The organism is Pseudomonas sp. NLJ1 (genome assembly GCF_049486705.1).
Taxonomy (GTDB): Bacteria; Pseudomonadota; Gammaproteobacteria; order Pseudomonadales; family Pseudomonadaceae; genus Aquipseudomonas; species Aquipseudomonas inefficax.
On the sequence record NZ_CP137735.1, the window covers coordinates 5,456,756 to 5,481,520 of the forward strand.

Annotated in this window: 17 protein-coding genes and 2 pseudogenes; 15 read left to right on the forward strand and 4 right to left on the reverse strand. The window is 65.2% G+C overall.

Annotated elements, in window-relative coordinates:
- Window positions 1-126 precede the first annotated feature (126 nt).
- The 6 genes from R9B85_RS24640 (at window position 127) to R9B85_RS24665 (ending at window position 14,325) form a co-directional block, all read left to right on the forward strand.
- Window positions 127-8,013, forward strand: coding sequence for an Ig-like domain-containing protein (locus R9B85_RS24640; RefSeq protein WP_423770668.1), 7,887 nt, complete (start codon window positions 127-129; stop codon window positions 8,011-8,013).
- Window positions 8,013-9,284: a TolC family protein gene (locus R9B85_RS24645; protein WP_112253564.1), complete on the forward strand. Its 1,272-nt coding sequence runs from the start codon at window positions 8,013-8,015 to the stop codon at window positions 9,282-9,284. The genes R9B85_RS24640 and R9B85_RS24645 overlap by 1 nt, the downstream gene beginning before the upstream one ends.
- Complete coding sequence (locus R9B85_RS24650; RefSeq protein ID WP_215520917.1) at window positions 9,274-11,436, forward strand: type I secretion system permease/ATPase; 2,163 nt, start codon at window positions 9,274-9,276, stop codon at window positions 11,434-11,436. The genes R9B85_RS24645 and R9B85_RS24650 overlap by 11 nt, the downstream gene beginning before the upstream one ends.
- Window positions 11,426-12,613, forward strand: coding sequence for an HlyD family efflux transporter periplasmic adaptor subunit (locus tag R9B85_RS24655; RefSeq protein WP_112253566.1), 1,188 nt, complete (start codon window positions 11,426-11,428; stop codon window positions 12,611-12,613). The genes R9B85_RS24650 and R9B85_RS24655 overlap by 11 nt, the downstream gene beginning before the upstream one ends.
- A gap of 272 nt (window positions 12,614-12,885) precedes the next feature.
- Window positions 12,886-13,308, forward strand: coding sequence for an anti-virulence regulator CigR family protein (locus R9B85_RS24660; protein ID WP_112253567.1), 423 nt, complete (start codon window positions 12,886-12,888; stop codon window positions 13,306-13,308).
- 657 nt (window positions 13,309-13,965) lie between these two features.
- A complete protein-coding gene (locus tag R9B85_RS24665) occupies window positions 13,966-14,325 on the forward strand; it encodes a hypothetical protein (RefSeq protein ID WP_112253568.1) in 360 nt (119 codons plus the stop codon).
- A 1-nt stretch (window position 14,326) separates the two neighbouring features.
- Here R9B85_RS24665 and osmE read toward each other — a convergent pair whose 3' ends face one another.
- Complete coding sequence (gene osmE / locus R9B85_RS24670; protein WP_423770669.1) at window positions 14,327-14,683, reverse strand: osmotically-inducible lipoprotein OsmE; 357 nt, start codon at window positions 14,681-14,683, stop codon at window positions 14,327-14,329.
- 176 nt (window positions 14,684-14,859) lie between these two features.
- Window positions 14,860-15,695 (reverse strand): annotated as a pseudogene (locus R9B85_RS24675) (2,4-dienoyl-CoA reductase); the annotation flags it as partial.
- On the opposite strand from R9B85_RS24675, the pseudogene R9B85_RS24680 reads away from it, so the two are divergent.
- Window positions 15,689-15,829 (forward strand): annotated as a pseudogene (locus R9B85_RS24680) (MerR family transcriptional regulator); the annotation flags it as partial. The pseudogenes R9B85_RS24675 and R9B85_RS24680 overlap by 7 nt on opposite strands.
- Before the next feature lie 168 nt (window positions 15,830-15,997).
- On the opposite strand, the gene R9B85_RS24685 reads toward R9B85_RS24680, so the two are convergent.
- Complete coding sequence (locus R9B85_RS24685; RefSeq protein ID WP_112253939.1) at window positions 15,998-16,204, reverse strand: hypothetical protein; 207 nt, start codon at window positions 16,202-16,204, stop codon at window positions 15,998-16,000.
- Between the two features lie 229 nt (window positions 16,205-16,433).
- Between R9B85_RS24685 and R9B85_RS24690 the strand changes: the two genes are divergently transcribed.
- The 7 genes from R9B85_RS24690 (at window position 16,434) to R9B85_RS24720 (ending at window position 22,860) form a co-directional block, all read left to right on the forward strand.
- Window positions 16,434-17,414, forward strand: coding sequence for a quinone oxidoreductase family protein (locus tag R9B85_RS24690; RefSeq protein WP_207878095.1), 981 nt, complete (start codon window positions 16,434-16,436; stop codon window positions 17,412-17,414).
- A gap of 13 nt (window positions 17,415-17,427) precedes the next feature.
- Complete coding sequence (locus R9B85_RS24695) at window positions 17,428-18,276, forward strand: TauD/TfdA dioxygenase family protein (protein WP_423770670.1); 849 nt, start codon at window positions 17,428-17,430, stop codon at window positions 18,274-18,276.
- Between the two features lie 54 nt (window positions 18,277-18,330).
- Complete coding sequence (locus R9B85_RS24700; RefSeq protein WP_112253942.1) at window positions 18,331-19,383, forward strand: 3-keto-5-aminohexanoate cleavage protein; 1,053 nt, start codon at window positions 18,331-18,333, stop codon at window positions 19,381-19,383.
- A gap of 180 nt (window positions 19,384-19,563) precedes the next feature.
- Entirely contained in the window at window positions 19,564-20,877 is a 1,314-nt protein-coding gene (locus R9B85_RS24705; RefSeq protein WP_423770671.1) for an MFS transporter, read from the forward strand.
- The gene (locus R9B85_RS24710; RefSeq protein WP_423770672.1) at window positions 20,874-21,527 is read left to right on the forward strand and encodes a DsbA family protein; all 654 of its coding nucleotides are present in this window, start codon (window positions 20,874-20,876) and stop codon (window positions 21,525-21,527) included. The genes R9B85_RS24705 and R9B85_RS24710 overlap by 4 nt, the downstream gene beginning before the upstream one ends.
- A complete protein-coding gene (locus R9B85_RS24715) occupies window positions 21,524-21,850 on the forward strand; it encodes a Rieske (2Fe-2S) protein (protein WP_112253945.1) in 327 nt (108 codons plus the stop codon). Before R9B85_RS24710 ends, R9B85_RS24715 begins: the two co-directional genes overlap by 4 nt.
- A complete protein-coding gene (locus R9B85_RS24720; protein ID WP_112253946.1) occupies window positions 21,847-22,860 on the forward strand; it encodes a YeiH family protein in 1,014 nt (337 codons plus the stop codon). The genes R9B85_RS24715 and R9B85_RS24720 overlap by 4 nt, the downstream gene beginning before the upstream one ends.
- A gap of 64 nt (window positions 22,861-22,924) precedes the next feature.
- Here R9B85_RS24720 and R9B85_RS24725 read toward each other — a convergent pair whose 3' ends face one another.
- Entirely contained in the window at window positions 22,925-23,935 is a 1,011-nt protein-coding gene (locus R9B85_RS24725) for an AraC family transcriptional regulator (RefSeq protein WP_207878091.1), read from the reverse strand.
- 209 nt (window positions 23,936-24,144) lie between these two features.
- Here R9B85_RS24725 and R9B85_RS24730 point away from each other — a divergent pair, with 209 nt between their 5' ends.
- Entirely contained in the window at window positions 24,145-24,723 is a 579-nt protein-coding gene (locus R9B85_RS24730; protein ID WP_207878090.1) for an RBBP9/YdeN family alpha/beta hydrolase, read from the forward strand.
- Window positions 24,724-24,765 lie beyond the last annotated feature (42 nt).

The window sequence follows — 24,765 nt, forward strand, 5'->3', positions numbered from 1 at the left end:
AACGCTTCGCCAGGAGCCTTCCGAAAATATTTTAAAAACCCTTCTGGCGTTTTATGGGGGGCGTGCTATTTCTGGATATACGCGTGCGATCGCCCGGTCGTGCTATTGACAAAAGGACTGTCAAGTATGTCCATTCAGGCCAAGGTATCTCCCCTCGCTCAAAGTGTTACTTCTGCCGCCCCCATTGCAATTCCCGACAACGGAATCCTGACGCTTACCCAGAGCAGTAACATTGTTCTGGATATTGCGCCCGAAAGTGTGACGGGCTACCAAAAAAGTGGTGCTGACCTGATCGTGCAACTGAAGTCTGGCGAAAGCTTGCGCATTGCCAACTTCTATGCCGAAGGGCAGCCTGCAAGCCAGTTGTATCTGGTAGACCGGGACAAACTGCTGGCCGTTGACCTGCCGCCGGTCGCTGCCGATGGGCCGCTGGTGGCGGGTTATGTGCCTCAGGAAACTCCGGCTGGGTTCGAGTCGCTCACCGGCACCGATGGCACCATTGCCGGGCTCAGCCCTGGTGGTGCACTTCTGGCTGGCGCCGCGATCATTGGTGGCGGCGTCGCGATTGCCAACAGCAACGGCGGTGGCGGTGGCGGCGGTGACAGCAGTGTGCAGCCTGACACCACGGCCCCGGCGCCCGCCAGCGGATTGCAGATTGCCCCGGATGGCAGCAGCATCAGCGGCACGGCCGAGCCAGGCGCCACCGTGGGCATCGACAGCAACGGCGACGGGCAAACCGACGCCAGCGTGGTGGTCGGCCCTGACGGCAAATTCCAGATTCCGCTGAATCCGCCACTGACCAACGGAGAAACGGTTTCCGTGGTGGTGACCGATCCAGCCGGCAATAGCAGCCCGCCCGCGACCGTGCAGGCCCCCGACTTCCCCGATGCGCCGCAAATCAACCCGAGCAACGGCTCCAGCCTCAGTGGTACCGCCCAGCCGGGCAGCACCGTGGTGCTCACCGACGGCAACGGCAACCCTATTGGCCAGACTACTGTCGACAGCAATGGCAACTGGTCGTACACACCTGAAAACCCACTGCCCGATGGCACGGTAATCAACGCGGTGGTCGTGGATGCCGCCGGTAACAGCGGCCCGCCCGCCAGCACCATCATCGATGGCGTGGCGCCAGCGGCACCCGTGATCAACCCGAGCAATGGTACCGAGCTCAGCGGTACCGCCGAGCCGAACAGCACCGTGACCCTCACTGATGGCAACGGTAGTCCGATCGGCCAGGTGACGGCCGATGGCAATGGCAACTGGACCTACACCCCGACCACGCCCATCGCTGATGGCACAGTGATCAACGTGGTCGCCCAGGATGCAGTTGGCAACACCAGCGCTCCGACGAGCACAACAGTGGATGCGCAGGCCCCGGCGGTACCAGTGGTCAACTCCAGCAATGGCACCACGATCAATGGCACCGCAGAACCGGGCAGCACTGTCACCCTGACCGACGGCAACGGCAACCCGATCGGCCAGGTCACCGCCGACGGTAGCGGCAACTGGTCGTTCACGCCAGGCACACCGTTGCCGGATGGCACTGTGGTCAACGCCACGGCGACCGACGCGGCTGGCAATACCGGCGGGCAGGGCAGCACCACCGTGGACGGCGTGGCCCCGGGTGTGCCCACCGTCAACCTCAGCAACGGCAGCAGCCTCAGTGGTACTGCCGAGCCGAACAGCACCGTGACCCTCACCGACGGCAGTGGCAATCCGATTGGCGAAGCCACCGCTGACGGCAGCGGCAACTGGACGTTCACGCCAGCCACGCCGCTGCCCAATGGCACCGTGGTCAACGCCACGGCGAGCGACGCGGCTGGCAATACCGGCCCGGCAGCGACGGTCACCGTCGACTCCAGCGCGCCGGCTGCACCGGTAATCAACCCAAGTAACGGCACGACCATCAGCGGTACCGCCGAAGCGGGCGCCACCGTGACCCTGACCGACGGCAGCGGCAACCCGATTGGGCAGATCACCGCCGACGGCAGCGGCAACTGGAGCTTCACACCGGGCAGCCCGTTACCCAACGGCACCGTGGTGAATGCCACCGCGACCGACCCGACCGGCAACACCAGCGCTCCATCGAGCACCACAGTGGATACGGTGGCCCCGGCCGCACCCGTGGTCGAGCCGAGCAACGGCAGCGAAATCAGCGGCACCGCCGAACCCGGCAGCACCATCACCCTGACCGACGGCAGCGGCAACCCGATCGGGCAGACTACCGCCGACGGCAGCGGCAACTGGTCGTTCACGCCAGGCACACCGTTGCCGGATGGCACTGTGGTCAACGCCACGGCGACCGACCCGGCCGGTAATACCGGCGGGCAGGGCAGCACCACCGTGGACGGCGTGGCCCCGGGTATACCCACCGTCAACCTCAGCAACGGCAGCAGCCTCAGCGGTACTGCCGAGCCGAACAGCACCGTCACCCTCACCGACGGCAGTGGCAATCCGATTGGCGAAGCCACCGCCGACGGCAGCGGCAACTGGACGTTCACGCCAGCCACGCCACTGCCCAATGGCACCGTGGTCAACGCCACGGCGAGCGACGCGGCTGGCAATACCGGCCCGGCAGCGACGGTCACCGTCGACTCCAGCGCGCCGGCTGCACCGGTTATCAATCCAAGCAACGGCTCGACAATCAGCGGCACCGCCGAAGCGGGCGCCACCGTGACCCTGACCGATGGCAGCGGCAACCCGATCGGCCAGGTCACCGCCGACGGCAGCGGCAACTGGAGTTTCACACCGGGCAGCCCGTTACCCAACGGCACCGTGGTGAATGCCACCGCGACCGACCCGACCGGCAACACCAGCGCTCCATCGAGCACCACAGTGGATACGGTGGCCCCGGCCGCGCCGGTGGTCGAGCCGAGCAACGGCAGTGAAATCAGCGGCACCGCCGAGCCCGGCAGCACCATCACCCTGACCGACGGCAGCGGCAACCCGATCGGGCAGACTACCGCCGACGGCAGCGGCAACTGGTCGTTCACGCCAGGCACACCGTTGCCGGATGGCACTGTGGTCAACGCCACGGCGACCGACCCGGCCGGTAATACCGGCGGGCAGGGCAGCACCACCGTGGACGGCGTGGCCCCGGGTATACCCACCGTCAACCTCAGCAACGGCAGCAGCCTCAGCGGTACTGCCGAGCCGAACAGCACCGTCACCCTCACCGACGGCAGTGGCAATCCGATTGGCGAAGCCACCGCCGACGGCAGCGGCAACTGGACGTTCACGCCAGCCACGCCACTGCCCAATGGCACCGTGGTCAACGCCACGGCGAGCGACGCGGCTGGCAATACCGGCCCGGCAGCGACGGTCACCGTCGACTCCAGCGCGCCGGCTGCACCGGTTATCAATCCAAGCAACGGCTCGACAATCAGCGGCACCGCCGAAGCGGGCGCCACCGTGACCCTGACCGATGGCAGCGGCAACCCGATCGGCCAGGTCACCGCCGACGGCAGCGGCAACTGGAGTTTCACACCGGGCAGCCCGTTACCCAACGGCACCGTGGTGAATGCCACCGCGACCGACCCGACCGGCAACACCAGCGCTCCATCGAGCACCACAGTGGATACGGTGGCCCCGGCCGCGCCGGTGGTCGAGCCGAGCAACGGCAGTGAAATCAGCGGCACCGCCGAGCCCGGCAGCACCATCACCCTGACCGACGGCAGCGGCAACCCGATCGGGCAGACTACCGCCGACGGCAGCGGCAACTGGTCGTTCACGCCAGGCACACCGTTGCCGGATGGCACTGTGGTCAACGCCACGGCGACCGACCCGGCCGGTAATACCGGCGGGCAGGGCAGCACCACCGTGGACGGCGTGGCCCCGGGTATACCCACCGTCAACCTCAGCAACGGCAGCAGCCTCAGTGGTACTGCCGAGCCGAACAGCACCGTCACCCTCACCGACGGCAGTGGCAATCCGATTGGCGAAGCCACCGCTGACGGCAGCGGCAACTGGACGTTCACGCCAGCCACGCCACTGCCCAATGGCACCGTGGTCAACGCCACGGCGAGCGACGCGGCTGGCAATACCGGCCCGGCAGCGACGGTCACCGTCGACTCCAGCGCGCCGGCTGCACCGGTTATCAATCCAAGCAACGGCTCGACAATCAGCGGCACCGCCGAAGCGGGCGCCACCGTGACCCTGACCGACTTCGGCGGCAACCCGATCGGCCAGATCACCGCCGACGGCAGCGGCAACTGGAGCTTCACTCCCGGTTCGCCGCTGGCCAACGGTACCGTGATCATCGCCACGGCAACCGACCCGACCGGCAACACTGGTCCGCAGGCCGCCACCACGGTGGATTCAGTGGCCCCGTCCGCACCGGTGGTCGAGCCAAGCAACGGCAGCGAAATCAGCGGCACCGCCGAGCCCGGCAGCAGAGTGATCCTGACCGATGGCAGCGGCAACCCCATCGGCCAGACTACTGTCGACGGCAACGGCAACTGGAGCTTCACTCCCAGTACGCCGCTGGCCAATGGCACAGTAGTCAACGCCGTGGCCCAAGACCCGGCCGGCAACACTGGCCCGCAGGGCAGCACCACGGTGGATTCGATCGCACCCGCCGCGCCGGTGGTCAATCCGAGCAACGGCGCCGTGCTCAACGGTACTGCCGAGCCGAACAGCACCGTGACCCTTACCGACGGCAGCGGTAATCCCATTGGCGAAGCCACCGCCGACGGCAGCGGCAACTGGACATTCACCCCCGGCACGCAACTGCCCGATGGCACCGTGGTCAACGCTACCGCGACCGATGCAGCCGGCAATACCGGCGCTCCTGGTAGCACTACCGTGGACGCGTCGCTGCCGTCGATTCCGCAGGTCGACCCGAGTAACGGCTCGGTGATCAGCGGTACCGCGGATGCGAATAACACCATTATCCTGACCGATGGAAGCGGCAACCCGATCGGCCAGGTCAGCGCCGATGGCAGCGGCAACTGGTCGTTCACGCCCGGCGTACCGCTGCCGGATGGCACCGTGGTCAACGTGGTGGCACGCAACCCCGGTGGGACCGATAGTGCACCAGCGATCATTACCGTGGATGGCGTGGCACCGGCCGCACCGGTGGTCGAACCGAGCAACGGCACGGAAATCAGCGGTACCGCCGAAGCGGGCGCGACTGTCATCCTCACCGACGGCGGTGGCAACCCGATAGGTCAGACCACCGCCGACGGCAGCGGCAACTGGTCGTTCACCCCCGGTACACCGCTGGCAAACGGCACAGTCATCAACGCCGTGGCCCAGGACCCGGCCGGCAACACCAGCGGGCCGGCCAGCGTCACCGTTGACGCCATCGCCCCGGCCGCACCGATCATCAACCCGAGCAACGGGGTGGTGATCAGTGGTACCGCCGAAGCCGGGGCCAAGGTGATTCTCACCAACAGTAGCGGCAACCCGATCGGCGAGACTACCGCCGATGGCAGCGGCAACTGGGCCTTCACGCCTGCGCCTGCGCTGGCCAACGGTACGGTGATCAACGCCGTGGCCCAGGACCCGTCCGGCAATACCAGCGGGCCGACCAGCACCACCGTTGACACCATCGCCCCGGCCGCCCCGATCATCAACCCGAGCAACGGAGTGGTGATCAGTGGTACCGCAGAAATTGGCGCCAAGGTGATCCTCACCGACGGCAGCGGCAGCCCGATTGGCCAGGCTACCGCGGACGGCAGCGGTAACTGGTCGTTCACGCCTGGCACACCGCTGGCCAACGGCACGGTGATCAACGCCGTGGCTCAGGACGCCGCCGGCAATACCAGCGCCCCACAGGTCAGCACCACCGTGGATGCGATCGCCCCCGGCCAGCCGACGATCGAGCCGAGCAACGGTACCGAGATCAGTGGTACCGCCGAAGCCGGGGCCAAGGTGATTCTCACCGACGGCAGCGGCAATCCGATCGGCGAGACAACCGCCGACGGCAGCGGCAACTGGTCGTTCACGCCCGGTACACCGCTGGCCAACGGCACGGTCATCAACGCCGTGGCCCAGGACCCGGCAGGCAATACCAGCGCTCCAGTGGTCAGCACCACGGTCGATGCCATCGCCCCGGCCACGCCGACTATCGAGCCGAGCAATGGTGTGGTCCTCGCTGGTACCGCTGAACCCGGCGCCACCGTCATCCTCACCGATGGTGGCGGCAACCCGATCGGCGAGACGACGGCGGACGGCAGTGGCGACTGGAGCTTCACCCCAACCACGCCGCTGCCCAATGGCACGGTGGTCAACGCGGTGGCCGAGGACGCCGCAGGTAACACCAGTGGCCCGGCCAGTACCACGGTCGACACGGTGGCGCCGTCGGCGCCGCTGCTGAGCATCAGTGCCGACGGTGCGCTGCTGAGCGGTACCGCCGAGCCGAACAGCCAGGTACGTCTCGTGATCGACGGCGATACCGCCAACCCGATCACGGTGAATGTCGATGGCAGCGGCAACTTCAGCCTGCCGTTTGCGCCGCCGCTGATCACCGGCGAGCTGATCAGCGGGGTCACCGCCGATGCTGCCGGCAACCTCAGCGGCCCATCGACGATCAACGCGCCGGACCTGGCACCGCCGACCATCAGCGTGCCGGAGGCCGCCGATACCTGGATCAACGCTGCCGAGATCAGCAACGGGATCCAGGTCGACGTGACCATCCGCCCGACCATGCAGGCCGGCCAAGTGATCACGGTCGCCTTCGCCGGGCAGAACGGCTACGAGACGCAGGCAACGCACACCATCACCGCCGGCGATATCCTGGCCGGCAGTGTCACCGTGACCATTCCCCCTGGCGGTGGCATGGGGCCGTTCCCCGAGGGGGCCTCAACCGTCACCGCGGACATCAATGGCGGTACTACGTCGAGCGCGGTGCCATTCACCGTCGACACCATCCCGCCTGCGACCCCGGTGCTGTCGCTGGTGGGCAGCATCCTGACCATCTCCACCGACCCGGGAACCGACCTGACGGTCGAAGTGGACATCGACGGCGTCACCGCCACCGCCACGGTGACTGCCGATAATAGCGGGCTGGCTTCTTTGAACCTGCTCACCGACCTGGACATCGACCTCACCCTGGACCAGTTGCTCAATGCCCAGGTTTCGGTGACTGGCGAGGATCCGGCTGGTAACACGAGCAATGTGGCCACCATCGGCGTCGGCAGCAGCATCGAGCAGCCAGTGACCATCGGCAACTTCGGCCTCGATGTCAGCCTCAACCCGCTGAGCCCGCGGTTCGGTTTCAGCGGCACCACCGAGCCGGACTCCAGCGTGGTGATCCGTGTCATCACCCCGGCGCTGAACGTCGAGCTGCAGCCGATCACAGCGGACAGCTCCGGCGACTTCTCGCTGAACCTGCTGAGCCCGAGCGTGCTCACCCAGTTGGGGTTGAACATCACCGATATCCTCACCCTCGGTTCGCAGATCTCGTTCAATATCGTCGCCACCGATACCAACGGCAACGACAGTTCGGCCTACGGCATCACCCTGACCCCGAACGGGCTGTCGCTGAACCTGGGCCAGATCGACGTCAACGGTACCTCCGGGGACGATGTGATGTCCGGGGCGGACGGCAGTTCGGAGCACATCAACGCCGGCGATGGCAATGACCTGATCTTCGATGTGGGGACCGGCGACCACGTGGTGGCCGGGAACGGCAACGATGCCATCCAGATCACCGCGACCAACTTCGTCAGCATCGACGGCGGCGCGGGCTTCGACACTCTGGTCCTGGCCGACGGCATCGACCTCGACTACAACGCCGTCGGCGTCGGCACGCTCTCCAATATCGAGCGTATCGACCTCGGCAGGGGCGACTCTGGGAGCGTGCTGACCCTGACCGCGGCGGAGGTCGACGCCATCACCGATACCAACAACGTCCTGCAGATCACCGGCGAGAGCAACGACACGCTCAACGTGGTGGGTGCCGTGAACACAGGGACCACCCAGCAGCTCAACGGCATTACCTACGATGTCTACAACTTTGGCAGCAGTACCCTGCTGATCGAGGACAACACGGTACAGGTCGTGGTCTGATGCGCGGCCTGTCCGTGCACAAGGGAAGGCGCCGTGGCGCGGGAGCCCTTTGGCTCCTGTGCCTGGGGCTGCCGCTGTCCGCGTCGGGCATCCCGCTCGACCAGGCGGTGCGGGCGGGGTTGGCGATTCACCCACAGGTGCGTTCGGCGATGGCCGAGGCGGATCGTGCGGGCACCGAGGTGGAAATCGCCAAAGGTGGTTACTACCCCTCCGTCACCATGTCCGGGGGGCCGCAGGAATTCGATGTTGGCGAGGTCGTCTACGACGTGACCGTATCGCAGATGCTGTATGACTGGGGCAGGGTGACGAGCAAGGTCGACAGCGCCAGCGCCACCCGGCGCAAGCTGTCCGAGGCGGTGCTGGTGGCGCGCGACGATGCGGCGCTGGATATCGTCGAGACCTACCTCGACGTACTTGCCTCGGAGCGCCGGGTAGAGACGGTGCGCCAGCACATTCAGCGCCTGGACGGCATCCGCGAGATGACCCAGGCACGCGGCAGCGATGGTTACGCCGACCGCAGCGAACTGGACCGCGCCAATCTCGAACTGGCGCGTGCCCAGGAGCAGCTGTCGCTGGAGAAGGGCAACCTGCAGGACGCGCGCAACCAGTACGCGATCCTGGTTGGCCAGGACCCCGCCGAACTGGTGGAGCCCGAGCCGATGTCGCTGCAGCGCTACCTGGCTGCCAGCGACGTGGCGCGGGTGATCCGTGAGTCGCCGTTGCAGCGCAAGGCGTTGGAGGACGCCAATGTCGCCGAGGCGCAAGTCCGCGAGGCCAAGGCTTCGTTGCTGCCGCAGTTGAACCTGGAGGCCTCCGCGTTGCGCCGGGAGATCGGCGGTCGCCCGGAAAGCGACTCGGTGATGTCGCTGCGCTTTCGCATGGACACGTTCCAGGGGCTTTCCAACTTCCGCCGGCCGACTGCTGCGCAACAGCGTCTGGAGTCGGCGCAATGGACGGCCGATGCGATGCAGCGGGACATCCGCCGGCAGTTGCAGTCGCTGTTCGACAACGCTGACACGCTGCGCTGGCGGGAACAGTCGCTGAGCCAGCAGGTGACAGAGTCGGAGCAGGTTGGCGAGCTGTATCGCGAGCAGTTCGAGGTCGGCCGCCGCGACGTGATCGACTTGCTCAACGTGCAGCGCGAACGTTTCGAGGCCGAGCGGCAGTTGATCAACTTGCACATCGAGCGCAAGCGCATCGAGTACCGCGCGGCCGCGCAGGTCGGGCTGTTGGGGGCACTACTGGAGAATCGGTTGAATCATGGAAGTTGAACAATCCCCGGACAACGTCGTGCCCCTGAACCACGACGACCCGCTGCGCCAGGGCCTGTTGCTGCTATGTCGGCAACTGGGCCGGCCGCTGGGCGACGCCGAACTGGTCGACGGCCTGGCACTGGAGCACGGACGCCTGCCGCTGCGCCTGGTCGTTCGCGCCCTGCGCCGCGCAGACATCAATGCCAAGGTCGCGGAGCTGCCGTTGCGGCAGATGGACGCCTACCTGCTGCCGGCGCTGCTGCTGCTCGACGATGGTCGCAGCCTGCTGCTGGTTGGCGTCGAGGGCGAGCAGTACGAGGTGCTGGTGCCGCAAAGCGAGGGTGGCCGTGAGTGCATGGCGCTGACCGCTCTGGAGGCGCTTTACAGTGGCACTGCGGTGTTCGCCAAGTGCCGCTACCGCCCCGATGGGCGGGTGGGCGACTACGCCAGCGGCCTGCCGGAACACTGGTTCTTCGGGCCACTCAAGCGGCTCTGGCGCTCCTATGCGGAAGTCACGGCGGCAGCCCTGGTAGCCAACGTCCTGGCCGTCGCCTCGGCGCTGTTCGCCATGCAGGTATACGACCGCGTGGTGCCCAATGCCGCCTTCGATACCCTATGGATACTCGCCAGCGGCGTGGCCCTGGCGATCATCGTCGACGGAGTGTTGCGGATCCTTCGCGGGCACCTGCTGAACGTACTCGGCAAGCGCCTGGACCTGCAATTGTCGAGCCTGCTGTTCGCGCGCGTGCTAAGCACCCGGATCGCCGCCAAGCCGGCGTCGATGGGCGCGTTCAGTACCCAGGTGCGTGAGTTCGAGTCGGTCCGCGAGTTTTTCACTTCGTCCAGCGCCGCACTGATCAGCGACCTGCCGTTCGTGGCGATCTTCCTGTCGATCATTGCCGTGATCGGTGGCCATGTGGTCTGGGTGCCGCTGGTGGCCTGTGCGTTGATGCTGCTGCCGGGGCTGCTGACCCAGCGCCTGCTCGGGCACCTGTCGCGGCAGAACCTGCGCGAAGGGGCGATGAAGAACAGCGTGCTGCTGGAAGCCTTCGAACACCTGGAGACGGTCAAGGCCACGCGTGCCGAGGGCCGCTGCCGGCAGCAGTGGGAGACGCTCACCGGGGAACTGGCTGGTACCGCAATGAAGACCCATGCCCTGGCCTCGACCCTCAGCTATTCGGCAAGCATCGTCCAGCAGTTGTGCTATGTCGGGGTGGTGGTGTTCGGCGTCTACCGCATAAGCGACGGGGCGATGACCGTTGGTGCCCTGGTGGCCTGTTCGATCCTGGCCTCGCGGGCCATCGCACCGCTGTCCCAGGCTGCTGCCATCCTCGGTCGCTGGCAGCACACCAAGGTGGCGCTTGAAGGCCTGGACCAGCTGATGTCGGCCGAACAGGAGCGCCCCACCGGGAAGCGCTTCGTGCATCGCGACCGGCTGCACGGGCATTACCGCCTGGAGGCGCTGCGCCTGGCCCATGGCGACAGCCCGCCGGTGGTCGATGTACAGGCGCTGAGCATCCAGGCCGGCGAGCGGGTGGCGCTGCTCGGCGGCAACGGCGCCGGCAAGTCGACCCTGCTGCGGCTGCTCAGCGGCCTGCTCGACGCCCAATCCGGCCGGCTGTTGCTGGACGACATCGCCCTGAGCCAGCTCGACCCGGCCGACCGCCAGCGCGGCATCGGCTACTTGCCGCAGGATGTCGCGTTGTTCCACGGCAGCCTGCGGGAAAACCTCAACCTGGCGAACGCCGCGCTGGGCGACGAGGAATTGCTGGAAGCCCTCGATGGCGTGGGGCTGGGCACTTTCGTACGCGCCCACCCGTTGGGCCTGGACATGCCGATCCTGGGCAACGCCAGCCTCTCCGGTGGACAACGCCAGGCGGTGGGGCTGGCCCGGGTATTGCTGCAGGACCCGCCGATCCTGCTGCTCGACGAGCCGACCGCAGCCTTCGACCAGAACAGCGAGAAACAGGTCATCGATTACCTGCAGAAATGGCTGGGCCGACGTACCTTGATCCTCACCACCCACAAGAAAAGCGTTTTGGCACTGGTGGACCGTGCAGTGGTACTGCGCAACGGCCAGGTGATCATGGACGGCCCGCTGAACCAGGTGGTGCTGGGCAATCAGGTGCAGGCGCCGCAGGTCGCCGAAGGAGCTGGCCATGGCAGCTGAAAAAAGTTCTGCAGTGCTGCGCCGGCAACTGGCCGACCCCTTGCTGGCCACCACTCACCCGGTCTATCGCCCGCTGCTCTGGACCCTGCTCGGCAGCGTCGTGCTGTTCGTCGCCTGGGCCGCCTGGGCGGAGCTCGATGAAGTGACGCGCGGCGACGGGCGTGTGGTGCCGTTCAGCCGCATCCAGAAGATCCAGAGCCTGGAAGGCGGCATTCTTGACCGTCTGCTGGTGCAGGAGGGCGACCTGGTGGAGGTCGGCCAGCCGCTGCTGCGCCTGGACGAGACGCGCTTTCTCACCAATTTCCAGGAGTCGGCCAACCAGGCCGGCGTGCTGCGCGCGGCCATCGCCCGGCTGGACGCCGAAGTGCTGGGCAAGGCGACCATCGAGTTCCCGCCGGACATCGACCCGCAAGGGCCGCTGGCGCGTTCCGAGCGCGAGCTGTTCAAGTCGCGGCGGGACAAGCTGCTCGAAGGTAGCCAGGCGATCCAGAGGCAGATCAGCCTGGCCCAGAGCCAGCTCGACCTGGTCCGCCCGCTGGTGGCCAAGCGTGCGGTAAGCCAGATGGAGGCGCTGCGGCTGAGCCAGGACATCGCTACCCTCAACGGCAAGCTGACCGAGCTGAAAAGCAGCTACTTCCAGGATGCCTATACCGAGCGCTCACAGCGCAAGGCCGACCTCAGTGCCCTGGAGCCGATTGTCCAGCAGCGACAGGACCAGTTGCGCCGTACTGGCATCGTTTCGCCGGTGCGTGGGCGGGTCAACACCGTGCTGATCAATACCCGTGGCGGGGTGATCCAGCCCGGCGAGGCGATCATGGAAGTGATACCGGTGGAGGACCGTCTGCTGGTCGAGGCCAGGATCAAGCCGCGTGACGTGGCCTTCCTGGTGCCGGGCATGCCGGCCAAGGTGAAGATCACCGCCTATGACTTCAGCATCTATGGCGACCTCAAGGGTACGCTGGAGCAGATCAGCGCCGACACCATCGAAGAGGACACGCCCCACGGCAAGGAGTCGTACTACCAGGTGCTGATCCGCACCGACGGCAGCCAGCTCAAGCGCGACGATGAAGTGCTGCCGATCATCCCCGGCATGGTAGCCGAGGTGGATATCCTCAGCGGTAAGCGCAGCGTGCTCAATTACTTGCTGCGCCCGCTGATCAAGGCCCGTCTCTACTGAACTGCAGCGTCAGATGGGCAGGCAGGCTCGTTCAGCCAGGCGTCAGGAACAGGAATTGCAAGATCCCTGCAAACCTGCCCATCTGGGGATACGGCCATGCTTCTACAAGACCTGTACTTCATGTTTCTCTTCGCCATTGCCGTGCTGGCACTGGATGTGGCTGCCATCATGCTCTATCGGAGTGCCAAGCCCTGACCCGCGTTTGGGGACTTTCACCCTGAACCGGGTTCTGGTCTACAGTGCTGGGACGTCACTGGTGCAAGGAAGAAGATATGGCAAAGCGTCGATGGGCAGTTATCGCTACCTCGATCGTGCTGGCAGCGGGGCCAGCGCTTACTTATGCCGACCCGGGTAATGGCAAGGGGCAGGGCCATGGCAAGGACAAGGGCCAGCATGGTCAAGGTCACGGGGGCTCGTATGGTGGCCCGTCCATAAATCGTGGCGATGTGCTTGGCATACTTGACGGGCACCGCAGCTACTGGAGCGCAGGGCAGGCGCTGCCGCCCGGCATCCAGAAGAATCTGGCCCGTGGCAAACCGCTGCCGCCGGGTATCGCCAAGAAGCTGGATGGCAGGCTGCTGGGGCAGCTCCCTCATTATGATGGCTATGAATGGATGCAGGCGGGTGCGGACCTGATCCTGGTGGCGGTCGCCACGGGGATCATCTATGAGGTGTTGAACGGCGCGCTGGATTGATCTCAGGCGCAGGTATCAGCGAGCGCCGTCAATTGTAGGAGCGGCCTTGTGTCGCGATGGGCTGCAAAGCAGCCCCCGGCAGGCGACGCGGTGGTTGGCACCGGCTACGCCGGTGTTCGCGGGCACGCCCGCTCCCACAGGAACGGTGCATTCTTTCAGCTGATGGGGTCCCTGTGGGAGCGGGTTCACCCGCGAAGCAGGCAACGCGGTGGCTGGCACCGGCTGCGCCGGTGTTCGCGGGTAAACCCGCTCCCACAGGTACAGCGCATTCTTTCGGCAGGTGGGGGCCTTGTGGGAGCGGGCATGCCCGCGAAGCAGGCGACGCGATGGCTGATACCGGATACGCCAGTGTTTTCGATAGCACCCGTTTCTCCAAAATCAGGTGTTTTCCTGCACGTTCAGCACTGACCATTGTCGTCCGTCGCCAGCAAGCCGCTGGAGTGCGTGCCCCGAAAATGTTGCGACCTTGTTCACCAACCGTCGGAGAGATCAGTTTTCCATTCTGATAGAAGATTCTGTTGGCTTCTTTTGCATGGTTAGCTATTGGCAGATTCACTCTCCCAGCCTTCACTCATCCAGGCCACTGGCAGTAATATCAGTTGCGGCCAGTGCAGCGAGACTTTGGTTGATTGGTAAGCCAATACAACCCCCGTTAGAATGCAGCGTATCCTTGATGGCCAATTGCAAATGTCTACTTTTCGTATCTTTCTTTGCGCTGTACTGGTCAGCAGCCTTGCCGGCTGCGCGACCCCAGGCAAACCCACTGCCAGCAAACTGACTCACAAATCGCCCCAGCAGTACGCCGCCTGCGTGCTGCCAAAGTGGCAAGCACTGGCGCCTCAGGCCACGCAGAAATCGATCGCCCACGGCTACCGGCTGACGGCCCCCAGCGCGGTAGCATCCGATGATGTGCTGGACGTAGTCGATTCCCGCGAGGGCAGCCGCGCGACCTTCTACAAGGGCAGCTTCCTGTCTGGCGACAAATTGCGCCAGGCTGCCAGGGAATGTCTGGACTGACTCAGTAACCCGAGCCGCTGGAGCCGCCCATGCTCGGCAGGCGGGCCTTGCGCTGGGCATTACTCCACTCTGCGCAGGTCATGAAAGCGGTATTGTCCACTTCGCCGGCACCGTCGAAGCTGACGCTATAGGGTTGACGGTTGTCGGCCTTGGTCAGCATGTAGTCAAAGCAGGTACCGGGCACCACGGTACGCCTGGACTCGGCATCAGGCTTGCCGCCGATCTGCATGACCTGGTCTTTGCTCATGCCGTTTTCGACTTTCGCTACCAGCGGCTGGTCATGGTATAGCGCGGAATTGGACGAGCAGGCAGAAAGCGCTATCAGTGTAACGATGAGTGCGTGAAGGGGTTTGTTCATGGCAGTGCTCCGGTAGAGAACGCCGATGAAGGCAGGTGCTGCGGATTGTGGGGCTGCTGGCGCAGCCCATCGCGACACAAGGCCGCTCCTACAAGGGCCAGTGCTGGCTTGAAGAGATATCCAAGGCAGTTGCTCCCAGAGCGAACGTGCGACCCCTGGCTTTGCCGATCACACCATCAATCCGCTCGGCTTTTCATCATACGCCTGTACTGGCGCACCCGCAGTAACGTACAGCCTTGCTCCAGCAACAAGGCGCGCAATGGCGATGCATGCGCCTTGGGCCGGTTGCCGGCCGCCAGGCGGCGCATCTGCAATTTCACCAGGGCCATGTAGGCCAGTGCGGCTAACGCCTTGCGCTTCCAGCGAATGGGTTGTAGTTCGGCGGTTGCCGTCGGCTCGCCGTTCTGCCAGCGCCGGGGCAGGGCAGGCTCGACTGCCAACGCCGTGGCAATCCCCGCCATTGCCACACCGCTGGCCAGCACCTGCTCGACTACCGGCAAGCGCCGGATACCGCCGGTGACCATCACCGGCATCTTCGCGATGGCGGCGATTTCCCGGGCGAACTCCAGGAAGTAGGCCTCGCGAGCCAGGGTGCGTCCATCGCGGGCATCGCCTTGCATCGCCGGTGCCTCATAACTGGCGCCCGACAGTTCCACCAGGTCCACCGGCAACTCATTCAGCCACAGCACTGCCTGGCGCGCATCCGCCGGTTCGAAACCGCCACGCTGGAAATCCGCCGAATTCAGTTTCACTGCCACGGCGAAACCGGGTGAAACCACCTCGCGCACAGCCTTGACCACTTCCAGCAGCAACCGCGCGCGATTTTCCAGGCTGCCCCCCAGCGGTCCTGGCGCTGGTTGCTCAGTGGCGAAAGAAACTGACTCAGCAGGTAACCGTGGGCAGCGTGGATCTGTACGCCACTGAAACCGGCTTCTCCAGCCAGCGCCGCAGTGCGGGCGAAGCGCTGGATCAATGCGCCGATCTCGGCTTCATCCAGCGCCTTGGCAGCAGCGGCTGGCACAGAACCGCGCGCAATTGCTGGCGGTTATTGCGGGCATGGAAGGCAAGCCGCAGGGCATGGATTGCGAGGAGAACGCCCAGCGCCTGATTGCCGGTTGGCAGAAGGGCGAGGCCACGAACACGTAACCCCCTTGTAGGAGCGGCCTTGTGTCGCGATGGGCTGCGTAGCGGCCCCGGCGATCTGTGCATCAACGCAAGATCCGGGGGCTGCTACGCAGCCCATCGCGACACAAGGCCGCTCCTACAGGGATCGCGCAGGCGTCTGGATTCTGCGTAAGACAGTTGCGCCCACGATCAGCCTGCACCACCGCGCTTGTTCATCTGCTCGCACTGCATCAATGCATCCGTCCTGCTTGGATAACTGGGCTTGAGCCGCTCTTTCGCTTGGTTATCGTAAATGTCGAATCCCCCACAAACGGTAGCGGCGTAATACCGGCTACCCACGCGGAACGACTCCTTTTCGATCGGCACAGCGGGAACGATAACGAATCTTGGTTGCATTTTTCGTGCCTCCCCAGGCAGAGACTTAAGTATTAGTCTGACCATGGGAAAGCATCAAGGAGGCTCATGAATAAAACACGGGTTTCGTGATTGGCAGGTCGATGCCCCCACTGTCATCAAATGAAAACCCGCTGTCGTCCGATGCGAAGCACCCCGCACACCAAGGGCATACAGTCCAATCACCCAGAACTGACGCCATGCGTCCAGATCGATGATTGGAGAGACAAGCATGTCCAAAGTCGTACGTTTCCATCAGACCGGTGGCCCCGAGGTGCTGCGCTACGAGGACGCCGAGGTCGGCGAGCCCGGCCCGGGGCAGGTGCGCTTGCGCCAGGTGGCGGTAGGCCTGAACTACGCCGATACCTATTTCCGCAACGGCACCTACCCGATCCCGCTGCCCAATGGCATTGGCGTGGAAGCGGCCGGCGTGGTCGAAGCGCTGGGCGAGGGCGTGACCCAGGTGGCGGTCGGTGACCGGGTCACCTACACCGGTTTCCTCAACACCTTGGGCGCTTACTGCACCGAGCGCCTGATCCCCGCGGCCGCGCTGATCAAGCTGCCGGATACCATCGCCTTCGAAACCGCCGCTGCCATGACCATGCGTGGGCTGACCAGCGCCTATCTGCTGCGTCGGCTCCATGCGTTCAAACCCGGCGACAGCGTGCTGCTGCATGCTGCCGCTGGCGGCGTTGGCCTGATCGTCGCGCAGTGGGCGCAGCTGATGGGGCTGAGCGTGATCGGCACGGTGTCCACCGAGGCCAAGGCCGAGGTAGCTCGCGCCCATGGCTGCAACCACGTCATCAACTACAGCGTCGAGGACGTTGCCACACGTGTGCGTGAGCTGACCGACGGGGTAGGGGTGAATGTAGTGTTCGACAGTGTTGGCAAGAGCACCTTCATGGGCTCGCTCGATTCGCTCAAGCGTCGCGGCCTGATGGTTTGCGTCGGCACGGCGTCGGGCACTATCCCGCCGTTCGACCCGCAGCTGCTGGCGATCAAGGGTTCGCTGCAGCTCACCCGCCCGGCACTGGCCGACTTCATCGCCGACCCGGCGGAGAAGGCCGACCTGGCCGGCGAGCTGTTCGATCATGTCGGCAGCGGGCGCATCCGTATCGAGATCAACCAGCACTATGCACTGCAGGATGCCGTCCAGGCCCACCGTGACCTGGAAGCGCGCAAGACCACCGGCTCGTCGATCTTCGTCATCTGAAGAGGGCAACTGCATGCACATCGAACAACTGACCTGCGCGATCGGTGCCGAGGTAAGTGGGGTCAACCTGGCCGACGCGATCCACGACGACGACCTGTTCGCCCAGCTTCGCGCGCAGTTGCTCCGCCACCGCGTGCTGTTCCTGCGTGACCAGCACTTCAGCCGCGCCGAACATGTGGCGTTCGCCCGTCGCTTCGGCGATCTGGAGGACCATCCGGTGGCGGGCAGCGACCCGGAGCATCCGGGCCTGGTACAGATCTACAAGCGCCCGGACCAGCCCAGCGACCGCTATGAAAATGCCTGGCACACCGACGCCACCTGGCGCGAGGCACCGCCGATGGGCTGTGTGCTGCGCTGCATCGAATGCCCGCCCGTGGGCGGCGACACGATGTGGGCGAACATGGTGCTGGCCTATGAAAACCTGCCAGACGATGTGAAGGCCAAGATCGAAGGCCTGCGCGCCCGCCACAGCATCGAGGCGAGCTTTGGCGCCGCCATGCCGCTGGAAAAGCGCCTGGCGCTGAAGGCGCAGTTTCCCGATGCCGAGCACCCGGTGGTGCGTATCCACCCGGAAACCGGCGAGCAGGTGCTGTTCGTCAACGCCTTCACCACACATTTCAGCAATTACCACACCCCGCAGCGGGTGCGCTTCGGGCAGGACGCCAACCCCGGCGCCAGCGACCTGCTGCGCTACCTGATCAGTCAGGCCTACCTGCCGGAGTACCAGGTGCGCTGGCGCTGGAAGCCCAACAGCGTGGCGATCTGGGACAACCGCAGCACCCAGCACTACGCCGTCATGGACTACCCACCGTGCCACCGCAAGATGGAGCGTGCCGGGATCAAGGGCAGCCCCACGTTCTGAGTTCGTCGCCGTCGCTGGCGGCAACCGCACAATAACAATAGCGAGGACTACAGCATGCAATTCTTCGACGATTCGTTGCACCCGGAAAACATGGAAAAGGTGGTGATCACCGTGGCCCCCTATGGCCCGGAGTGGATGCCCGAAGACTTCCCTGAAGACATCCCCTTGACCATGGACGAGCAAGTGCAGAAGGCTGTCGACTGCTATGAGGCCGGCGCTACCGTGTTGCACCTGCACGTGCGCGAACTGGACGGCAAGGGCTCCAAGCGCCTGTCCAAGTTCAACGAGCTGATCGCCGGGGTGCGCGAAGCGGTGCCGGACATGATCATCCAGGTTGGCGGGTCGATTTCCTTCGCCCCGGAAGGAGAAGGCGAGGCGGCCAAGTGGCTGTCGGACGACACCCGGCACATGCTCGCAGAGCTGACGCCGCGCCCCGACCAGGTGACCGTGGCCATCAACACCACGCAGATGAACATCATGGAGTTGCTGTACCCCGAGTACCTGGAAGGCACCTCGCTGGCCAGCCCGGCGATTCATGCTGCCTATAGCGAAATGACCGTACCGGCCGGCCCGGCCTGGGTCCGCGAGCACCTGCGCCGCCTGCAGGCCAGCAACATCCAGCCGCATTTCCAGCTGACCGGCATGCACGCCCTGGAGACGCTCGAACGCATCGTGCGCCGCGGTGATTACATGGGCCCGCTGAACCTGACCTGGATCGGCATCGGCGGCGGTTTCGACGGCCCCAACCCGTTCAACTTCTTCAACTTCATCCACCGCGCGCCGGACGGTTGCACCCTGACCGCCGAATCGTTGCTCAAGAACGTGCTGCCGTTCAACACCATGGCCCTGGCCATGGGCCTGCACCCACGCTGCGGCAACGAAGACACCATCATCGACCAGCATGGCAAGCGCTTCACCTCGGTGCAGCAAATCCAGCAGACCGTGCGTGTGGCCCATGAGCTGGGCCGCGAAATTGCCAACGGCAAGGAAGCACGCGCGATCTACCGCATCGGGCAGCAGTACGACAGCATCGAGCAGACACTCAAGGCCAACGGCATGGCGCCAAATCGCCAGCCGGGCGTGAAGGGCGTGCCGCAGCGTACCTGACGCGGCAGGTACGGCCTCTTCGCGGGCATGCCCGCTCCCACGGGTGCGGCGCTGGCCCAACGGTCGACGCGGTCACTGTGGGAGCGGGCGCGCCCGCGAAGAGGCCCGTAAAGCAACATGAATATTGGCTGTAACCCATAACAACAAGAACAACCTCACGCCCCACACCAAGGAGGCAACATGGCCACCTATCTCGCCAGTGCCGAAGATTCCGGCACCGACACCGCCCACAGCGTCCCCCGGCGCTATGCCTGGGTGGTCTTCGCCCTGACCTTTGGCCTGTTGATCTCCGACTACATGTCGCGCCAGGTGCTCAACGCGGTGTTCCCGCTGCTCAAGGGCGAATGGGCATTGAGCGACAGCCAGCTCGGCCTGCTCAGCGGTATCGTCGCGCTGATGGTCGGCCTGCTGACTTTCCCGCTGTCGCTGTTGGCCGACCGTTTCGGCCGGGTGCGCAGCCTGGTGCTGATGGCGGTACTGTGGAGCCTGGCCACCCTCGGCTGCGCCCTGGCAGAAAACTACCCGCAAATGTTCATCGCGCGGTTTCTGGTCGGGGTGGGCGAGGCTGCCTACGGCAGTGTCGGTATCGCCGTGGTGGTGGCCGTGTTCCCCCGCGACATGCGCTCGACCCTGGCCGGTGCGTTCATGGCGGGCGGCATGTTCGGCTCGGTACTGGGCATGGCCCTGGGCGGTGTGCTGGCCCAGCACCTGGGCTGGCGCTGGGCATTTGCCGGCATGGCGCTGTTCGGCCTGGTGCTGGCGATGCTGTACCCGCTGATCGTCAAGGAGGCGCGTATTGCGCCTCGATGCGCGCAGCAGTCGCAAGGCAAGGCCGGCCGCCCGCTGCGCACCCTGTACAGCAGCCGTTCGGTCATCGCGGCCTACGTCGGCAGCGGGCTGCAGCTGTTCGTCGGCGGCACCGTGATCGTGTGGATGCCCAGCTACCTGAACCGCTATTACGCCATGGGCACCGACCGCGCCGGGGTGATTGCCGCCGTCATCGTGCTGTGCAGCGGTATTGGCATGATCCTCTGCGCCATGCTCTGCGACCGCCTCGGGCGGCACCGCCCGGACCGCAAGATCAGCCTGGCCATCGCCTACTGCCTGGGCAGTTGCGCACTGCTGTCCCTGGCGTTCGCACTGCCAGCCGGCAGCGCCCAACTGGTGCTGATCTGCCTGGGCATGATGATCGCTGCCGGCACTAACGGCCCGTCCAGTGCCATGGTCGCCAACCTTACCCACGCCGCGGTGCATGGCACCGCGTTTGCCACCCTGACCTTGGCCAACAACCTGTTGGGCCTGGCCACCGGGCCGCTGATCACCGGGCGCGTTTCCGACCTGATCGGCCTGCATGCCGCCTTCCAGCTGGTGCCGCTGATGAGCATTGGCGCGGCGGCGGTGTTTTTCCTTGCCAAACGACATTACCACCGCGACATGGAGCGTCTGCATGCGCCGGCAGGCGATGCTGCCGCACTCCGGGAGTTGAAACCGTGAAACAGCTGTTGTCCGTTGAAGTGTTCTTCGATTTCGTCTGCCCGTGGTGCCTGATTGGCCAGCGGCACCTGCAGGCCGCCCTGTTGCTGTTGCAGCGCGAACAGCCACAGGTGCAGGTGCAACTGCAATGGCGAGGTGTGCAGTTGTTGCCTGGCTTGCCAGCCAGTGGTGTGCCGTTCCATGCCTTTTACCTGCAACGCCTGGGTAGCGAGGAGGCAGTACGCGAGCGCCAGGCCCAGGTGCGCGCCGCTGCCCGGGTGGTAGGCGAGGACATCGATTTCTCGCGTATCCGCCGCATGCCCAACACCGCCAGTGCCCATCGGCTGCTGCAACGGGCCACCCGGCTGCTCGATGCAGCGCAACTGGAGGCCATGCTGGCACAGCTGTTCATCGCCTATTTCCACCAAGGCCGCGACTTGGGGGATAGCCTAACCTTGCTCGACATCGCCCAGCGTTGCGGGCTGGAGGCCGCCCAGGTAGTCGACTGCCTGCGTGACGACGGCAGCCCGTTCCTCGATGGGGCGGGGCGCGCAGGCAGTGCCGTGCCGCGTTTTCGCTTCAATCAGGGGCCGCTCATCGCTGGTGCGCAGCCTGCCGGGGTGCTGTTTGCGGCCATGACCGAAGCACTGCAAGAGGTTGAACGGGCATGACCCGGCGGTTTGCATTGGCCCCCCATCAAGTGCCGGAACGAGGCAGCCGTGTGCTGTTGGCCTGCGAAGGGCGCAGCGTGGCGCTGTTCAACGTTGCTGACTCGCTCTATGCCATCGAAGACAGCTGCCCGCACCAGGGCGCGTCGTTGTGCGGCGGGCGGCTGGAAGGCCGTGTCATCCAGTGTTGCGCGCATGGCCTGCGCTTCGACCTGGCCAGCGGCTACCTGGTCAATTCCAGAGCCTTGAAGGTTGCCAGCTACCCGGTCGAGCAGCAGGGCGGGCAGGTCTATATCGTGTTTGACAGTGAGGAAGTGGGGCAATGAATACACTGGCACTTGGCGCTACCCATCAGCGTATCCGCACCCTCGCCCCGGGGGTGGTGGTCAGCCTTGTCGTCGGTGCGGCCGCCAGTTTCCTCAGTGAGCATTACGCAGCGCCGGTCATGCTGTTTGCCTTGCTGTTGGGGATGGCACTGAACTTTCTTGCGGTCGACGGCCCGTGCAAGGCCGGTATCGAGTTCACCGCCCGCACGGTACTGCGCCTGGGTGTGGCGCTACTTGGCATGCGCATCACCCTGGACCAGATCGCCAGCCTGGGCTGGAAGCCCGTGGCCCTGGTCATCGCCCTGGTGGTGGTAACGATCCTGGTCTCGGTGGTGGTGGCCAAGGCGCTAGGGTTTTCACGGCTATTCGGCATGCTTACCGGCGGTGCCACGGCCATTTGCGGTGCCTCGGCGGCGCTGGCGCTGGCGGCTGCCTTGCCCCAGCACCCGCGCAAGGAGCATGCAACGCTGTTCACCGTGATCGGCGTGTCGGCGCTGTCGACCCTGGCGATGATCCTCTACCCGATGATTGCGCAGTGGTTGCACCTGTCGCCAGCGCAGGCCGGGGTCTTCCTCGGTGCGACCATCCACGACGTGGCGCAGGTGGTGGGGGCGGGCTACAGCATGTCTACCGAGACCGGTGACATCGCCACCGTGGTCAAGCTGATGCGGGTGGCCATGCTGTTGCCGGTCATCGTCTGCGCCGCCGTGATCACCCGGCGCCAGGGCCTTGAGGCCGGCGGGCAAAGGCCGCCTTTGCTGCCATGGTTCGCGGTCGGCTTCCTGCTGCTGGCGTGCGTCAATAGCACAGGCTGGGTACCCGCCGTGGTGCAGGGCGGCATCAACGACCTGTCGCGTGGCTGCCTGGTGGTGGCGATCAGTGCTCTGGGCATGAAAACCCAACTCAAGGCGCTGGCCTCGGTCGGGGTGAAACCCATTGCGCTGATGGTGGGGGAGAGCGTGTTTCTTGTGCTTTTGGTGCTGGCGTTGATGCACTGGGGCCTTGCCTGACTGCTTGACGCGGTCGATTGTAGGAGCGGCCTTGTGTCGCGACAGGGGCCGTGCCAGGATCAAGCTAAAGCCCTTGATCATCCCGCTGTGCCCGCCAACTGGCCGGTGGCATGCCGAACTGGGCGATGAACCAGCGGGTGAACGAGCTGGGCATCGAATAACCCAGCATGTCGGCGATACGCCCCAGCGAATAGCCGGGGTTTTCCAGGTAGCGCATCACCAGGTCGCGGCGCACGCTGTTGATCAGGTCCTTGAAGGTCAACCCGCTTTCTTCCAGGCGCCGCTGCAGGGTGCGTACGTTCATGCCCTGGGTTTGCGCCACCTGCTCGATGGTGGCGCGGCCCATGGGCAGCAGCAGGTAGATGGTCTTGCGCAACTCCAGCTCCAGGGACGGCGTGCCGCCCGCCGGCAGGCTATCCAGATAGCGCTGCGCCAGGCGCGCCATCGCCTCGTTGGCCTGCGGGCTGGCGCTGTCGAGATCGGCGGCCGGGCAGACGATACCGTTGAACTCGCTGCCGAACACCAGCGTGCAACCGAAAATGCGCCGGTGGGTGGCCAGGTCGGCGGGAGGCGCGTGGGTGAAGTTGGCGCTGATCGGGTGCCAGTGCGTACCTAGCAGCGCCGCGCACAGGCGCATCATCACGCCGATGGCCAGTTCGGTGGCCTGACGACTGCAGGGCGCGCGCTCGTTGATCACCTCCTCGCGAATGACCACGGTCTTGCCAGCTTCCTCGATATGAATGGCCAGGGCGTCATTGAGCAGGTGACGGTACTGCACTATCACCTGCAGCGCATCACGCAGGGTACGTTGGTGGCTGAGCAGCAGGCTGATTTCGCCGAAGTCCGACAGTTGCCGCAACTCGGCCATGCGCAGGCCGAAGCTTTCGCAACGGGTGGCGCTGGCGGAGGCCTCCAGCAAGCTGATGACGCTGGCAACCGGGATGCGCCGGTTGGGGTCATCGAGCAACGCGGCGCTGAGGCCAACCTGTGCCAACAGCGCGTGGGGATTGAGGCCCAGGTGGCGGGACACCTCGAGGTAATTGGTCAAGCTGGCGGCACGGACCAGGGCAGGCATTTTTATTGTTATCCATGTTTTCCAAGCTAACGGCTCCTACAAAAAGCGAGCGGCTGATTGGTTATAGCCTGCGTGTCATGAATTGAAAAGCAAAGCCCTGTATTGGCCATTGTCATCAAATGAAAAGCCCCTGACGCCCAATGTGAAGCACCCGGTGGGAGGGCTGTTTACTGTGAACCTCAAGAGCTACACCGCACACGAGGTTCACCGTGGAAAAACTGCAAACCGCTGCCACCGTGCTGATCATCCCAGGCCTGCGCGACCATGTCGCCGAGCACTGGCAGACCCTGCTCGCAGGCCGCCTGGCCAAGGTGCGCAGCGTACCGCCGCTGCAGGTCGACGGCCTTTGCTGCACAGCTCGGGTCGAGGCGATCCAGCGCGAGCTGGACCAGATTGAGGGTGAAGTGATTCTGGTGGCGCACAGCGCTGGCGTGTTGATGGTCGCCCATTGGGCGGCGCGCTACCGGCGGCCGATCAAAGGCGCATTGCTGGCGGCGCCACCCGACCTGAACGCGCAATGGCCGGCCCACTACCCAAGCCCGGCCAGCCTGGCCGAGCACGGCTGGACGCCCTTGCCCCAGGAGCCGCTGCCGTTCCCCAGCATTGTCGCGGCCAGCAGCAACGACCACCTGGCCAGCTTTGCCGCAGCCAGCACCCTGGCCCAAGGCTGGGATAGCGAACTGGCCGCACTGGGGGCCGTCGGCCACCTCAACCCGGCCTCCGGTTTCGGCCCCTGGCCGCAGGCCGAGGCTTTCATCCAGCGACTGGACCAACCCAACCTGCAATAGCGCATGGACGCCCCAGCCACGCTCGCAAAAGACGGGCGGCGT